13 protein-coding genes are annotated in these 14,456 nt (G+C 64.8%); 4 read left to right on the forward strand and 9 right to left on the reverse strand.

Going from position 1 to position 14,456, the window contains the following annotated elements; genetic code table 11:
• Position 1: 1 nt before the first annotated feature.
• From phoU to pstS, 5 genes are all read right to left on the reverse strand, one after another.
• On the reverse strand, positions 2-715 hold the full coding sequence (gene phoU / locus PX653_RS10835) for a phosphate signaling complex protein PhoU (protein ID WP_277417887.1): 714 nt from the start codon (positions 713-715) through the stop codon (positions 2-4).
• Positions 716-742: 27 nt separating this feature from the next.
• On the reverse strand, positions 743-1,546 hold the full coding sequence (gene pstB / locus PX653_RS10840) for a phosphate ABC transporter ATP-binding protein PstB (RefSeq protein ID WP_277417888.1): 804 nt from the start codon (positions 1,544-1,546) through the stop codon (positions 743-745).
• 39 nt (positions 1,547-1,585) lie between these two features.
• The gene (gene pstA / locus PX653_RS10845; RefSeq protein ID WP_277417889.1) at positions 1,586-2,449 is read right to left on the reverse strand and encodes a phosphate ABC transporter permease PstA; all 864 of its coding nucleotides are present in this window, start codon (positions 2,447-2,449) and stop codon (positions 1,586-1,588) included.
• Positions 2,449-3,393: a phosphate ABC transporter permease subunit PstC gene (gene pstC / locus PX653_RS10850; RefSeq protein ID WP_371876473.1), complete on the reverse strand. Its 945-nt coding sequence runs from the start codon at positions 3,391-3,393 to the stop codon at positions 2,449-2,451. The genes pstA and pstC overlap by 1 nt, the downstream gene beginning before the upstream one ends.
• Before the next feature lie 198 nt (positions 3,394-3,591).
• On the reverse strand, positions 3,592-4,635 hold the full coding sequence (gene pstS, locus PX653_RS10855; protein WP_277417891.1) for a phosphate ABC transporter substrate-binding protein PstS: 1,044 nt from the start codon (positions 4,633-4,635) through the stop codon (positions 3,592-3,594).
• Positions 4,636-4,935: 300 nt separating this feature from the next.
• Here pstS and ppk1 point away from each other — a divergent pair, with 300 nt between their 5' ends.
• The 4 genes from ppk1 to PX653_RS10875 all read left to right on the forward strand — a co-directional run bounded on the left by ppk1 (position 4,936) and on the right by PX653_RS10875 (position 9,743).
• Positions 4,936-7,062: a polyphosphate kinase 1 gene (gene ppk1, locus PX653_RS10860; protein ID WP_277417892.1), complete on the forward strand. Its 2,127-nt coding sequence runs from the start codon at positions 4,936-4,938 to the stop codon at positions 7,060-7,062.
• 29 nt (positions 7,063-7,091) lie between these two features.
• Positions 7,092-7,553 carry a phosphohistidine phosphatase SixA gene (gene sixA / locus PX653_RS10865; protein ID WP_277417893.1) on the forward strand — a complete coding sequence of 154 codons (462 nt, stop codon included), beginning with the start codon at positions 7,092-7,094 and terminating at the stop codon, positions 7,551-7,553.
• A gap of 420 nt (positions 7,554-7,973) precedes the next feature.
• On the forward strand, positions 7,974-9,023 hold the full coding sequence (locus PX653_RS10870) for a patatin-like phospholipase family protein (protein WP_277417894.1): 1,050 nt from the start codon (positions 7,974-7,976) through the stop codon (positions 9,021-9,023).
• A 66-nt stretch (positions 9,024-9,089) separates the two neighbouring features.
• On the forward strand, positions 9,090-9,743 hold the full coding sequence (locus tag PX653_RS10875; protein ID WP_277417895.1) for a transposase: 654 nt from the start codon (positions 9,090-9,092) through the stop codon (positions 9,741-9,743).
• 171 nt (positions 9,744-9,914) lie between these two features.
• Here the strand turns inward: PX653_RS10875 and fliD are convergent, their stop codons facing one another.
• The 4 genes from fliD to alr form a co-directional block, all read right to left on the reverse strand.
• Complete coding sequence (fliD, locus tag PX653_RS10880) at positions 9,915-11,264, reverse strand: flagellar filament capping protein FliD (protein WP_277417896.1); 1,350 nt, start codon at positions 11,262-11,264, stop codon at positions 9,915-9,917.
• 121 nt (positions 11,265-11,385) lie between these two features.
• Positions 11,386-11,706: a PilZ domain-containing protein gene (locus PX653_RS10885; protein ID WP_277417897.1), complete on the reverse strand. Its 321-nt coding sequence runs from the start codon at positions 11,704-11,706 to the stop codon at positions 11,386-11,388.
• A gap of 83 nt (positions 11,707-11,789) precedes the next feature.
• Positions 11,790-13,166 (reverse strand): DNA repair protein RadA, encoded by a 1,377-nt coding sequence (gene radA, locus PX653_RS10890; RefSeq protein ID WP_277417898.1) that lies wholly within the window; start codon positions 13,164-13,166, stop codon positions 11,790-11,792.
• 58 nt (positions 13,167-13,224) lie between these two features.
• Entirely contained in the window at positions 13,225-14,325 is a 1,101-nt protein-coding gene (gene alr / locus PX653_RS10895; RefSeq protein WP_277417899.1) for an alanine racemase, read from the reverse strand.
• Positions 14,326-14,456: the final 131 nt, after the last annotated feature.

Below are 14,456 nucleotides of genomic sequence, written 5' to 3' on the forward strand. Positions count from 1 at the left end.
CTTATTTTTCCTCTGAATCGGCGATAACGGGAGCGGCGGCCGGCTTGGTGTGCCGGATGTCGCGCCCTTCCACTACGTAGATGACGTATTCGGCGATGTTCTTCGCGTGGTCGCCGATGCGCTCGATGGCCTTGGCCACCCACATCGTGTCCAGCGCAGTCGAAATTGTACGCGGATCTTCCATCATGAACGTGATCAGGTTGCGCATGATCGAGCGGAACTCATGGTCGATCACGGCGTCCTGGGCGATCAGCTGCAAGGCCTGGTTATGGTCGTTGCGGGCAAACGCGTCCAGGGCGTCGTGCAGCATGTCGCTCGTCGCGGTGGCGATCGTGCGCACCATCTCGTAGTGGTTGACGGTGACGGCGCCGCGCGTGTGCAGGCTCTTCGCCGTGCGCGCGATCTTGGTGGCCTCGTCGCCGATGCGCTCCAGGTCCGTGATGACCTTGATCGTGGCCATGATCGTGCGCAGGTCGTTGGCGGCCGGCTGGCGGCGCACGATCAGGTGGCTGCACTGGTCGTCCAGTTGCACTTCCAGCTGGTTGACGGCGTCGTCCTCGCGGATCACGCGCTCGGCGCGCTCGACGTTGCCGATGCGGAAGCACGTCATCGCATCGAGGAACTGCGTCTCGACCATGCCGCCCATCAGCAGCACCTTGGAGCGGATCGCTTCCAGGTCGTGGTCGTATTGTTTGGATGAATGTTCGCCCATCATGGCTGCTCTCCCGTTGTTCTTTTTCGATCAGCCGAAGCGGCCGGTGATGTAGTCCTGCGTTTCCTTGCGCGCCGGGTTCATGAAGATCTGGTCCGTCTCGCCGAATTCGACCAGCTCGCCCAGGTACATGTAGGCCGTGTAGTCGGAGCAGCGCGCAGCCTGCTGCATGTTGTGGGTGACGATGGCGATCGTGTAGTCCTGCTTCAGCTCGCTGATCAGCTCTTCCACCTTCGACGTCGAAATCGGGTCCAGCGCGGACGTGGGCTCGTCCAGCAGCAGCACGTCCGGCTTCACCGCGACGCCGCGGGCAATGCACAGGCGCTGCTGCTGGCCGCCCGACAGCGACAGGCCGCTCTTGCCCAGCTTGTCCTTCACTTCCGTCCACAGGGCGGCCTTCTTCAGCGCCCATTCCACGCGCTCGTCCATCTCGCCTTTCGACAGGTCCTCGTACAGGCGCACGCCGAACGCGATATTGTCGTAGATCGACATGGGGAACGGCGTCGGCTTCTGGAACACCATGCCCACCTTCGCGCGCAGCATGTTGACGTCCTGGTCCGCTTCCAGGATGTTGCGGCCGCGGTAGGCGATGGTGCCTTCGGCGCGCTGGCCCGGGTACAGGTCGTACATGCGGTTCAGGGTGCGCAGCAGCGTCGACTTGCCGCAGCCGGACGGGCCGATGAAGGCCGTCACCTGCTTCTCGTGGATGTCCAGGTTGACGTTGGTCAGGCTGCGCGTTTTGCCGTAGTAAAAATTGAGGCCCTTGATCTCGATGATCTTGCTGGCCGGGCGGGCCTGTGGGGCAGCTGCCTGCGCCGACTTGGTAACGTTCATTGGGGTACTCTCTTGGTTCAGCATGGGAGGCAGTGGCGATTAGTTGGGGATTTTCTGGGTGAATACGGTGCGCGACAGGATGTTCAGCGCCAGCACGGAGAACGTCACCAGCAGCGCGCCCGCCCAGGCCAGCTCGCGCCAGTTGTCGTAGGGGCTCATCGCGAACTGGTAGATCACGTACGGCAGGTTGGCCATCGGCTTGTTCATGTCGGCATTGAAGAACTGGTTGTTCAGGGCCGTGAACAGCAGCGGCGCGGTCTCGCCCGAGACGCGGGCCACAGCCAGCAGCACGCCCGTGATGACACCGGCCTTGACGGCGCGCAGGCGCACCATCATCGCCACCTTCCAGCGCGGCGCGCCCAGCGCGAACGCGGCCTCCAAGAGGCTGTTGGGCACCAGGCGCAGCATGTTGTCGGTGGTGCGCACGACCACGGGCACGGCGATCAGCGACAGCGCGATCGACCCGGCGTAACCGGAGAAGTGATTCACGTTGGCGACGTACAGCGTGTAGACGAACAGGCCGATCACGATCGACGGCGCCGACAGCATGATGTCGGTGACGAAGCGCGTCACCTGCGCCAGCTTGTTCTCCTCGCCGTATTCGGCCAGGTACATGCCGGCCAGGATGCCGATCGGCGTGGACACCAGCGTGGACAGGCCGACCATCATCAGGCTGCCGACGATGGCGTTCATCAGGCCGCCGCCTTCGCTGCCCGGCGCCGGCGTCGTTTCGGTGAACAGCGTGAAGCTCAGCGCGGCAAAGCCATTGATCAGCAGCGTGGCCAGGATCCACAGCAGCACGGCGATGCCGAGCGACATGGCGAACACGGACAGCGCGATGCCCACGCGGTGCTGCAGCAGCCGCTTGCGATAAACCTTGTTGATGGGAGCAGCGGTATGCATTATTTGACGCCTTCCTTGCGCGACATCCCCGCCAGCATCAGCTTGGCGGCGGACAGCACGATGAACGTGATGACGAAGAGGATCAGGGCCAGCGAGTACAGCGACGACACGTGCAGCGGCGTCGCGGCCTCGGCGAATTCGTTGGCCAGGGTGGAGGCAATCGAGTTGCCCGGTGCAAACAGCGACGCCGACAGCTTGTTGGCGTTACCGATCACGAAGGTGACGGCCATGGTCTCGCCCAGCGCGCGGCCCAGGCCCAGCATGACGCCGCCGACGACACCCGTCTTGGTGTACGGCAGCACGATCTTGCGCACCACTTCCCAGCGCGTGCAGCCCAGGCCGTACGCGGATTCCTTCAGCACGGCCGGCACGATCTCGAACACGTCGCGCATGACGGACGAGATGAACGGGATGATCATCACGGCCAGGATCAGGCCGGCGGTCAGGATGCCGATGCCCATCGTGGGGCCGCGGAACAATTCGCCGATGATGGGCAGCACGCCGATGGTGGACTTGAGGAATGGCTGCACGTAGTCGCCGAACAGCGGCGCGAACACGAACAGGCCCCACATGCCGTAGATGATCGACGGCACGCCGGCCAGCAGCTCGACGGCCGTGCCCAGCGGGCGGCGCAGCCAGGGCGGGCAGATCTCGGTCAGGAACAGGGCGATGCCGAAGCTGACGGGAAACGCGATCAACAGCGCGATGCCGGCCGTGGACAACGTGCCGACGATGGCGATCAGCGCGCCGTACTGGTCGTTGATGGGGTCCCACTCGACGCGGGTGATGAAGCCGGGGCCGAATTCCTTCAGGGCCGGCATGGCACCGATCGCCAGCGAGACGATGATGCCGATCAGGACGAACAATACCGACAGCGCGAACAGCATCGTCACCTTGTGGAAGATGAAATCCTGTAGGCGCTGCCGGCGCATCACGCCCAGCATGGCCGCCTGGGAGACGGCATTCGCGGCCGGCGGCTCCGTCACGGGGACGGTGGTAATTTCTGCACTCATGGACATTTTTGTTGGATTTTCACGGGGTAGCTAGCAGGGCATCTCGGGTGCCGTCAGCGGGTTTGCCAGTAAACCTTGCCGAGAGGCCCTGCTAGCCCCCTCGGGGGGGCCGAGGGGACGGGAGGTGGATCAGTACAGCGCCTTGCCGGAAGCGTCCTTCAGGTTCTGCTTCCAGGCTGCCTGGACCTGCTTGACGACCGTTTCGGGCATCGGCACGAAGTCCAGTTCGACGGCGGCCTTGTCGCCGTTGGCGAAGGCCCAGTCGAAGAACTTGACGACTTCCTTGCCCTTGGCGGCGTCGGCCTGCTGCTTGTACATCAGGATATACGACACGCCCGTGATCGGCCAGGAAGCCTTGCCCGGCTGGTCGGTCAGCACGACGCCGAAGCCCGGGGTCTTGGTCCATTCCGCGTTGGCGGCGGCGGCCTTGAAGTTCTCGTCGTCCGGCTGCAGGAACACGCCGTCCTTGTTCTTCAGCTGGGTGTGCGACATCTTGTTCTTCTTGGCGTAGGCCCACTCGACGTAGCCGATCGCGCCCTTGATGCGCTGCACGTTGGCGGCGACGCCTTCGTTACCCTTGCCGCCCACGCCGGTCGGCCACTTCACGGCCGCGTCGGCGCCGACTTTCGTCTTGAATTCGGCGTTGGTCTTCGCCAGGAAGTCGGTGAACAGGAACGACGTGCCGGAGCTGTCGGCGCGGTGCACGACGGTGATGTCTTCGGCCGGCAGCTTCACGCCCGGGTTCAGCGCGGCGATGGCGGCGTCGTTCCACTTGGTGATCTTGCCCAGGTAGATGTCGGCGACGACCTGGCCCGTCAGCTTCATCTGGCCCGGCGCGATGCCGTCCAGGTTCACGATGGTGACGACACCGCCCATGATGGCGGGGAACTGCATCAGGCCGGCCGCGTCCAGCTCTTCGGCTTTCAGCGGCTTGTCGGAAGCGCCGAAGTCGACGGTCTTGGCCTTGATCTGCTTGATGCCGGCGCCCGAGCCGACGGAAGCGTAGTTCAGGCCGTTGCCCGTGGCGGCCTTGTACGCCTCGGCCCACTTGGCGTAGATAGGATATGGGAAGGTAGCACCGGCGCCGGTAATGTCCGCTGCGGCGGCGGTCGTGAAGGCCATTGCTGCGGACACGCCCACGATGAGGGAGGCCATCAACTGTTTCATACGCATATCAAGATTCCTCTTGGGAGGTTAGTGAAGTACTACGGGTTTGAATGCGACGGAGTTTAATGACGCAATGTGACAGCTTTATGACATTGGTGGCGCACTGTGAAATATTCCATTTGTGGCGCGCGGGAAGGGCCGGGACAGCCTTATTGCTGAGCTGGAAATCCGCATTATTACGTTGTCACAATCGGTAGACTTGCGGTCATGAAGTTGTCATATTTGATCCCTACACTGTCACGCAGCCCACGCGCATTCCGGTGGCGTTAAAATGTTGTAGATATGACTAGAAGAAATGACAAGCCCATGAAGCCTGAAACTCGTGCGGAACTTGCGCGCCCTGCTCTGTTCCTTGACCGCGAATTGTCCCAGCTCGCGTTCAACCGCCGCGTACTGGCCCAGGCGGAGGATCCATCGATTCCCGTGCTGGAGCGCCTGCGTTACTTGTGTATCGTCAGCAGCAATCTCGACGAGTTCTTCGAAGTCAGGGTGGCCAGCCTGCTGGCCGCCGCCAGCGTCGACGGGGTGCTGTCCGAGCACCCGGCCCTGACGGCCAACCTGAACCGCGTCAGCGCCGAATGCCATGCGCTGGTCAACCGGCAATATGAAATACTGAATACGGAAGTACTGCCGCTGCTGGAAGAAAACGGCGTCCACATTGTCCGGCACAGCCAGCGCACCGAGGCGCAGCGGGCCTGGGTCAAGGATTATTTTGAACGGGAGGTGCGGCCCCTGCTGACGCCCATCGGCCTCGATCCCGCCCACCCGTTCCCGCAAGTCGTCAACAAGAGCCTCAACTTCATCGTCGCGCTGTCGGGCAAGGATGCGTTCGGACGCGGCACCGCGATCGCCATCGTCAAGGCGCCCCGCGTCCTCCCTCGCATCATTCCCCTGCCCGCCGGGCTGTCCGACCAGCCGGGCGTCTCGTTCTGCCTGCTCTCCTCCATCATCCATGCCCACGTCGCCGACCTGTTCTCCGGCCGCGAAGTGCTGGCTTACTCGCAGTTCCGCGTCACGCGCGACTCCGACCTGTGGGTGGACGAGGACGAGGTCAAGAACCTGCGCCAGGCCCTGAAGGGCGAGCTGGCCGGGCGCCAGTTCGGCCGCTCCGTGCGGCTGGAGGTGGCCAAGAACTGCCCGCCGGAGCTGTCGCAGTTCCTGCTCGACCAGTTCAACCTGGACAAGACCCGCCTGTACCAGGTGGACGGCCCCGTCAACCTGGTGCGCCTGAACGAGATCGCCGAGCATATGAAAAAGCCGGAACTGCGTTTCCCGCCGTTCATCCCCGGCGTGCTGAACAAGACCGTCAACAACGACATCTTCGCCACCCTGCGCCGGCACGACATGCTGCTGCACCACCCGTTCCAGTCGTTCCAGACGGTGATCGACTTCATCCGCTCGGCCGCCACCGATCCGTGCGTCGTCGCCATCAAGCAGACGGTCTACCGCACCGGCATGAATTCGGACCTGATGGAAGCGCTGATCCTGGCGGCGCGGCTCGGCAAGGAAGTGACCGTCGTCGTCGAGCTGATGGCGCGTTTCGACGAGGAAGCCAATATCAACTGGGCGGACAAGCTGGAACAGGCGGGTGCCCAGGTCGTGTATGGCGTCGTGGGCCTGAAGACGCACGCCAAGATCGCCCTGGTGATCCGCCGCGAAGGCGGCAACGACAACGCGACACTGCGCTACTACGCCCACCTCGGCACGGGCAACTACCACCCCACCACGACCAAGTTCTACACGGACTTCGGTGTGCTGACGTCGAACCCGGAGCTGGGCCGCGACGTCAACGAGGTGTTCATGCACCTGACCAGCCTGGCCAAGCCGCAAAAGCTGAACCATATCTGGCTGGCGCCGTTCGCCCTGCAGGACCAGATCATCAAGGCCATCCGCAACGAAGCCAAGATCGCCAAGTCCGGCAAGCCGGCCCGCATCATCGTCAAGGTCAATGCGCTGGTGGACGAATCCGTCATCCGTGCGCTGTACGCGGCGTCCCAGGACGGCGTGCGCATCGACCTGATCGTGCGCGGCGCCTGTACCTTGCGTCCGGGCGTGGAAGGGCTGTCGGAAAACATCCGGGTGCGCTCCATCATCGGGCGCTTCCTGGAGCACAGCCGGATTTACTATTTCCGCAATGACCTCCAGCACGACATCTATCTCGCCAGCGCCGACTGGATGAATCGTAACCTGTTCCGCCGCATCGAGGTCGCGTTCCCCGTGCTGGACCGCACGCTCAAGCGCCGGGTGATGGCCGAGGGCCTGAATCCGTACCTGAAGGATAATGTCAACGCGTGGGAGTTGGAGCCGGACGGGCATTACCAGCGCCGCAAACCGCGCGCCAAGCAGCAGCCGTTCGGCGCGCAGCAGCACCTGATGCAGACGCTGGGCACCACGACGGTCGAGGCGACGCGGCCGGTCCCGCCTGCCCAATGATGGCGGCATGACGACAACAAGGAGAATGGATGGATCTGATTTTATGGCGCCACGCGGAAGCGGAACCGGGCCATGAAGGGCTGCCCGACCTGGAACGGGCGCTGACGTCGAAGGGCCTGAAGCAGGCCAAGCGCATGGGCAAGTGGCTCGATTCGCAACTGCCGGAAAACTGCCGCATCCTCGCCAGCCCGGCCGTGCGCACGGTGCAGACGGCCGAGGGACTGGGCCGCAAGTACAAGACCCACGCGGAGCTGGTGCCCGGCGCGGCCCCGGAAGCGGTGCTGCAGGCGGCCAACTGGCCGGCAGGCCGCGAGACGGTCGTCATCGTCGGCCACCAGCCGACGCTGGGCCAGGTGGCCGCACTGCTGCTGACGGGCGAGGCGCAGGACTGGGAGATGAAGAAAGCCGGTGCGTGGTGGTTCGTGCAACGCGACCCTGACGAACCGGTGGTGCTGAAGGCGGTGATGGCGGCCGATCTCGTCGTCAAGTGAGAATGTGAAATCTCGGCTGTAAAAAATGTGTCGGGGAACCCTTGTAAAGGCCATCGGGCCTGCTACAGTTTAACTGTATCAACCAAGGGAGCGGGTTGTCGCAAGGCGACCCGGAACATCATGCCTACTCTGCTGACGATCGGCATCGCCATTGCGACCGTGGCGCTGATCGCGTTTGAAATCGTGTCCGAAAGCCGTGGGTCGCACCACAAGCTGACCGATCGCTATCACGAAGAATAGCGAACGCTTTACGCGAGCCAGGCTCCGCAGCAGTCCGTGTCCGGCACGGCTTGCCGACGGAGCCTTAACTTTTTCGGCTCCCGCCGATGCGGCCTATGCTGCGCCGCAACATCCGGAACTCCGCTAGTATTTCGGCAATTTCACGCACCTGGCGTGACGCGATCGACTACGGAGGTTTCCTTGCATATCGTCAAAAACACCGGGCCCAGGACGGTCAGCCTGGCGCTGCAGGGTGCCGGCACCTATGGTGCCTTTACGTGGGGCGTACTGGACCGCCTGCTGGACGAGGACTTCGTCATCGACAGTGTGACGGGCAGCAGCTCCGGGGCCGTCAACGCCACCGTGCTGGCGGACGGGTACGCGCTGGGCGGCGGCAGGCGCGGCGCCCAGGCCGCCCTGCGGCGCTTCTGGACCGGCGTGTCCCAGGTCGCCGCGTTCAGCCCCTTGCGCCCCACCCCGCTGGACCTGCTGGCGGGCAGCGGCTCGCTGCAGCACTGCCCGTCATACCATTTGATGGAAGCGGCAGGGGTCCTGCTGGGCCCGGTATTGCAGACGCCGCTCACCCACAACCCGCTGCGCAACGTCTTCTCCAGCCTGATCGATTTCGGGCGGGTGCGTGCGTGCACGGAGCTGGAGCTGTTCGTGGCCGCGACCAACGTCCGCACGGGTACCGGCAAGCTGTTCCGCCGGCACGAAATGGACGCGCAGCGCTTGCTGGCGTCGGCCTGCCTGCCCACCGTGTTCGCGGCGGTCGAGGTGGACGGCGAGAGCTACTGGGACGGCAGTTTCATCGCCAATCCGCCGCTGGCACCGCTGCGGGAACGGCCGACGCGCGACGTCATCGTCGTGCAGAACAACCCGATTGCCCGCGCGGACATGCCGCGCAGCATGGCCGACATCAGCAACCGCGCCAACGAGATCGCCTTCAACATCAGCTTCGTGCGCGAAATCAGCGCCCTGACGCACGTGGGCGCCGTGCCGGACGAGGACCGCGGCGCCACGATGCCACCGGAACCGTTCCGCCTGCACCTGGTCAGCGGCACGGACACGCTGGGCAGCTACACGATCTCCAGCAAGTTCAACGGCGAACTGCCGTTCCTGCTGCGGCTGCATGCGCTGGGTGTCGCCGCCGCCGAAACGTGGCTGCGCACGCATGGGCATGACGTGGGGGTACGCTCGACCATCGATACGGGGCCCGTGTTCTTTGCCGAGCGGGGGTTGCGGGCTTGAGGGGGCGCAGACGGTCGAGCAGATTGCAGCGCCAGAATGGCAGCTCGCCATCTGACGGAGTTTGCCATGCCACGCCAGCCACGCTTGCTGCTGCAGGGATTGCCGCTGCATATTATCCAGCGGGGGCATAACCGGCAGGCGTGTTTTTTGCGAGAGGCTGACTTTCTGATCTACCTCGCAATGCTGCGAGAACACGCAAGGCGGACCGAATGTTCGATCCATGCTTATGTACTGATGACAAATCATGTGCACATGCTGGCATCGTTCGCAGACGTGCATCGTCTTCCCGAGCTGATCCGCCTGGTAGGACAGCAATATGCTCAGTACCTCAACCGCCGACGGCACAGCAGCGGCACGGTGTGGGACGGTCGCTATCGATCCAGCCCGGTCCCGAGCGAACGCTATCTGCTCGTTTGCCAACGTTATATCGAACTCAACCCTGTACGAGCAAGGATGGTTATCAGCCCCGGTGACTACCGATGGTCAAGTTACCGCGGTAACGCGGGGCTGGTCCACGACGCACTGCTGACACCGCACGAGCTGTACGCACGGCTTGGCGAAGATACCAGCCAACGCGCCGAAGGCTATCGTGCACTCTTCGGTGAGCCATTGACCGAAGCACAACTGGAAGCGCTGCGGCGAGCGGCGAACAGCAATCATATCGTCCCGGCGCCGCTACGAGAAGACGAAGGGCCTGGGGTCTGTCCCTCCAGGGACTGACCCCGAAGTTTCGATGAGTTAACGGCACACCGAACTTCGGGGTCAGTCCCCTGCGGGGACAGACCCCAAGCCGGACGCGCCACAGGCCGGTTCCACGCTATGGGTCAGGGTCTGTCCCCGCAGGGGACTGACCCTGGTTTTCATCAGCGGCGTCCGCAGGCCTGGCCACCGTCACCCCAACAAGTCCAGCAACGACCCCGTCCCGCCAGACTGCTCCTGCATCGTGTACAGCTGCGCCAGCGCTTGCGCCTGCACCGTCAGCGACCTGGCGAGCTTCTCCTTGCGGTCCGCCAGGTTGTCCAGGTCGCGCGTCACTTGGGAGCGGGTACGGGCAAGCGCGCCGCCGTCGGCGGAGAACGCGTCGATCTTCTTGTCCAGCTTGTCGGCCAGGCCGCGGCCCTCGTTCGTAAACAGCTTCGTGACGGCGGCGGGATCGGCGGCGATGGCCGCCTTCAGCTTCTTCTCGTCCAGCACCAGCTGGCCCTTGCTGTCCAGGCTGACGCCCGCTTCGGCCAGGCCGCTGCCCATCTTGACCATCTGGCTCAGCTGGCTGCTGATATTGCCCAGCGTGCTATCGCCTTTCAGCGCGCCCCGCTGCAGCGTAGCCAGCCGGGCGCTCAGGTCGTTGTAGCCCTGCACGAACGCGGCGACGTTCTTGCCGATCTGGCTCGTATCGTGGCTGACCGTCACATCGGTCTTGCCGGCCGCGGTCAGCGTCAGCGTGGCGCCGGCAATCGCGGTGCCGACCGTATTGCTGGCGCTGCTCACTTCCTTGCCGTCCACCGTCAGCAACGCATCCTGGGCGGCCTGCGCCTGCTTCATACCGGTGGCGCCCGGCGCGGCCGGATCGAAACCGATGGCAGCCTTCAGCGCGGCATCGCCCACGACACCGATGCGGATGGCCTGCGCGGCGCCGTCCTTGCCCTTTACCTGCAACGAGTAGCCGCCCTCGCCCTTGACCACCGCCGCGTCCACGCCCGCTTCCTTGAGTGCCTTGGCGATGCCCTCCAGCGTGTTGTTGCTGCTGTCGACGGTCAGCATCTTCGACGCACCCGCCGTGGCCTTGAAGCCATCCGCCGTGACCGTGCCCAGCTCGATACGAACGGTCGCCGCCGCGCCGCTGCCGATCTTGCTGTCCGCCAGCGGCTGCGTGGCGCTGTTCAGGACCTGGTTCTGTGCCAGCTGGCGCACGTCGACCTGGTATGTGCCGGCCTTGGCACCTGCGCCTGTGGCGGCCGTCAGCACGCCCTTGGCCGATGACGTCGCCGACGTTGCCAGCCCCGCACCGCCGATGCCCTCTGCCAGTGCACCGAACGAGGCCAGTGCACTCTGCAGCTGGCCCAGCCCGGACAGTTTGGTCTGGTCCTGCGTCAGTCCCGCGTTGAGCTTGTCGATCGTGCCCTTCTGCCCCTGCAGCGCCTGCTGGACGCGCGCGGCCACCGTCGGCGACAACGTGGTGCCCGTACCGGGCGTGGGCTTGCCGTACAGGGAAGAAAGGATATTGCTGGCGTTGGTATTCATGGGCAACCTCCAGTGAGGGGATGGTGCATGATCGCATGCCGCCGGAAAATCGGAACGCGGAACAGACGGGCAATTACTCCCCAATCCATACTGCCGGTTACTGCCGTCGCTACTTCCGCAGTTATTTCATGAAGCGGGTGATCGCGGCCAGCGCCTCCGGCGCCAGCGGCTGGAACATGAAGCCGACCTTGAACTCGTCGCCGCTGAAGATGCAGTGCACGACCTTGCCGCGCACCGTGATCAACTGCGGCTTGCCCTCGACCAGCATCTCGAACACGACCTGGCCGGCCTGGCCCGGATTGAGCTTGTACTCCGTCGTGACGGATACGCCGCCCAGGCTGATGTCGTAGGTGCGCGCCGGCTTTGGCTGGCCGCCGTCCATGACGACCATCGCGCGGGTACGCATGATCTTGCGGGCACTCTGTCTTTGTTCGACTGACACTGTTTTTACCTGTACCGTGAATCGTGAAGGAACGTCGCTATTCTAACGTGCAGTAGAGAAACATGCAGCCACGTTGAAGGCAATCACTGCAGCTCGCGCAAGCGGTTGAACGCGTCGTCGATGCGGTCCACGGCGATGATGGTCATGCCTTCGATCGGCTGCTTGGGCGCGTTGGCCTTCGGGATCATCGCGATCGAGAAGCCCAGCTTGGCCGCTTCGCGCAGCCGTTCCTGGCCCCGCGGCGCCGGCCGGATCTCGCCGGCCAACCCTACCTCGCCGAATACGACGAAACCGCGCGGCAGCGGCTTGTTGCGCATCGACGAGTTGATCGCCAGGAGGACCGCCAGGTCGGCGGCCGGCTCCGTGATCTTGACGCCGCCTACCGCGTTGATGAACACATCCTGGTCGAACGCGGCAATGCCGGCGTGCCGGTGCAGCACGGCCAGCAGCATCGCCAGCCGGTTCTGCTCCAGGCCCACGGACAGCCGGCGTGCGTTGGGCAGGTGACTGGCATCGACCAGCGCCTGGATCTCCACCAGCAGCGGCCGGGTGCCTTCCTGCGTCACCATCACGCAGGAACCGGGCACCTGGTTGTCGTGCTGCGACAGGAACAGCGCGGAAGGATTCGACACGCCCTTCAGGCCCTTTTCCGTCATCGCGAATACACCCAGCTCGTTGACGGCGCCGAAGCGGTTCTTGATGGCGCGCACCAGGCGGAAGCTGGAGTGGCTGTCGCCCTCGAAGTACAGCACCGTGTCGACGATGTGTTCCAGCACGCGCGGACCTGCCAGCGCGCCCTCCTTCGTCACGTGGCCGACCAGGATGATCGTCACGCCGGTCTGCTTGGCCACCCGCGTCAGCTGGGCCGCGCACTCGCGCACCTGCGCCACCGAGCCGGGGGCCGACGTCAGCGCGTCCGAATACAGCGTCTGGATCGAGTCGATCACGGCCACCTGCGGCTTGACGTCCGCCAGCGTGCCGAGGATCTTCTCCAGCTGGATCTCGGCCTGCAGCTTGAAATCCTTGGCATCGATGGCCAGGCGCTTGGCGCGCAGCGCGATCTGCGCGCCGGACTCCTCGCCCGACACGTACAGCACGCTGCGCAGGCGCGACATCTCGGCCAGCGCCTGCAGCAGCAAGGTGGACTTGCCGATGCCCGGGTCGCCGCCGATCAGCACGACGCCGCCCGCCACCAGGCCGCCGCCCAGCACGCGGTCGAATTCATCGATGCCCGTGCCGAAGCGCGGCACGTCGAGCGCCTCGATCTCGTGCAGCGACAGCACCGGCGCCGTCTGCGCCAATGCCTGGTGCTGCCCCTGCGAGAAGCGGTTCACGCCGGCCGTCTCGACGACGGTTTCCACCATCGTGTTCCACTGCCGGCACGCGGGACACTGCCCCGTCCATTTGGTGCTGGTACCGCCGCATTCGCTGCAGGTGTAGTTCGTCTTTGCTTTTGCCATGCAGCGGTCCTGGATCGTTGGGGGTGTCTTTGGGCTGTCTATATATGAGGGCGCAGGTTCAATCCTCAACCACCTGCACGCGCGGCGCCACCGCGCACATCAACTCGTAGCCGATGGTGCCCGCCGCCGTTGCCACATCGTCAATCGGCAGGCCCGCGCCCCACAGCACGACGCGGCTGCCGACCGCCGCCTGCGGCACCGGCGTCAGGTCGACGGCCAGCATGTCCATCGACACGCGGCCCACCGTGCGCGTGCGCACCCCGTCCACGAGGATCGGCGTGCCGGTCGGGGCGTGGCGCGGATAGCCGTCCGCATAGCCGCACGCGACGACGCCGATGCGCATCGCGCCCTCGGCCTCGAAGCGGCTGCCGTAGCCGACGAATTCGCCCGCCGCGATGTCCTGCACGCCGATCAGCGTGGAAGACAGCGTCATCGCCGGACGCAGGTCGTACTCGGCGGCCGTGCGCCCGCCCGGTGTACCGCCATACAGCATGATGCCGGGCCGGATCCAGTCCGACACCAGCGCACCCGGCATGCCGGGCATCTGGAACACGCCGGCGGAATTGGCCACGCTGCGCGGTCCCGGCAAGCCGGCCGTGCCCTGCTCGAAACGGCGCAGCTGCTCGTGCAGCGGCAGGCAGGGATGGTGCGCCTCGTCGGCATTGGCGAAGTGCGTCATCAACGTGATCTCGCCCACGTGCGCGATGGCGCGCAGGCGCGCGAATGCGGCGGCGAACTGCTCCGGCTTGAAGCCCAGGCGGTTCATCCCCGTGTTCATCTTCAAGTGCACGTTGAGCGGCCGCAGCGGCGGCGTGGCCGCGCAAAAGGCTTCCAGCAGCGCGATCTGCTCCATGCAGTGCGCTGCGCCGTTCAGGTCGTGGCGTGCCATCGTGTCCAGGTCGGCCGCGTCGAACCAGCCTTCCAGCAGCAGCACGGGCTTCGTCCAGCCCATCTCGCGCAGGCGCACCGCGTTGTCGAATTCGATCAGCGCCAGCCCGTCGGCGGCGGCAAAGCCGCGCAACGCCCGCTCAAGGCCATGGCCGTAGGCATTGGCCTTGACGACAGCCCATGCCTTCGAACCGGGCGCGCAGGCGCGCGCGCGGGCCAGGTTGTGCTGCATCGATGCGATATGAACGGTAGCGGTGATGGGCCTCGGCATGGCAATTCCGGCAAATATTCGAAGCCCGGATTGTACCGCAGGCAGGCCCCGGGACGTTACCGAAGGGCGGTTCCAAAGGGTGCCCCTTTTCTTTGGAAAGCCTACCTTTCATGGTATAAAGCAAGCCGATA

This window comes from Pseudoduganella chitinolytica, from assembly GCF_029028125.1.
Lineage (GTDB): Bacteria > Pseudomonadota > Gammaproteobacteria > Burkholderiales > Burkholderiaceae_D > Rugamonas > Rugamonas chitinolytica.

Bases quoted from the DNA above. Each gene is read 5' to 3' on its own strand.
- phoU (WP_277417887.1), bottom strand. From the start codon at position 715: ATGATGGGCGAACATTCATCCAAACAATACGACCACGACCTGGAAGCG.
- pstB (WP_277417888.1), bottom strand. From the start codon at position 1,546: ATGAACGTTACCAAGTCGGCGCAGGCAGCTGCCCCACAGGCCCGCCCG.
- pstA (WP_277417889.1), bottom strand. From the start codon at position 2,449: ATGCATACCGCTGCTCCCATCAACAAGGTTTATCGCAAGCGGCTGCTG.
- pstC (WP_371876473.1), bottom strand. From the start codon at position 3,393: ATGCTGGGCGTGATGCGCCGGCAGCGCCTACAGGATTTCATCTTCCAC.
- pstS (WP_277417891.1), bottom strand. From the start codon at position 4,635: ATGCGTATGAAACAGTTGATGGCCTCCCTCATCGTGGGCGTGTCCGCA.
- ppk1 (WP_277417892.1), top strand. From the start codon at position 4,936: ATGAAGCCTGAAACTCGTGCGGAACTTGCGCGCCCTGCTCTGTTCCTT.
- sixA (WP_277417893.1), top strand. From the start codon at position 7,092: ATGGATCTGATTTTATGGCGCCACGCGGAAGCGGAACCGGGCCATGAA.
- PX653_RS10875 (WP_277417895.1), top strand. From the start codon at position 9,090: ATGCCACGCCAGCCACGCTTGCTGCTGCAGGGATTGCCGCTGCATATT.
- fliD (WP_277417896.1), bottom strand. From the start codon at position 11,264: ATGAATACCAACGCCAGCAATATCCTTTCTTCCCTGTACGGCAAGCCC.
- radA (WP_277417898.1), bottom strand. From the start codon at position 13,166: ATGGCAAAAGCAAAGACGAACTACACCTGCAGCGAATGCGGCGGTACC.
- alr (WP_277417899.1), bottom strand. From the start codon at position 14,325: ATGCCGAGGCCCATCACCGCTACCGTTCATATCGCATCGATGCAGCAC.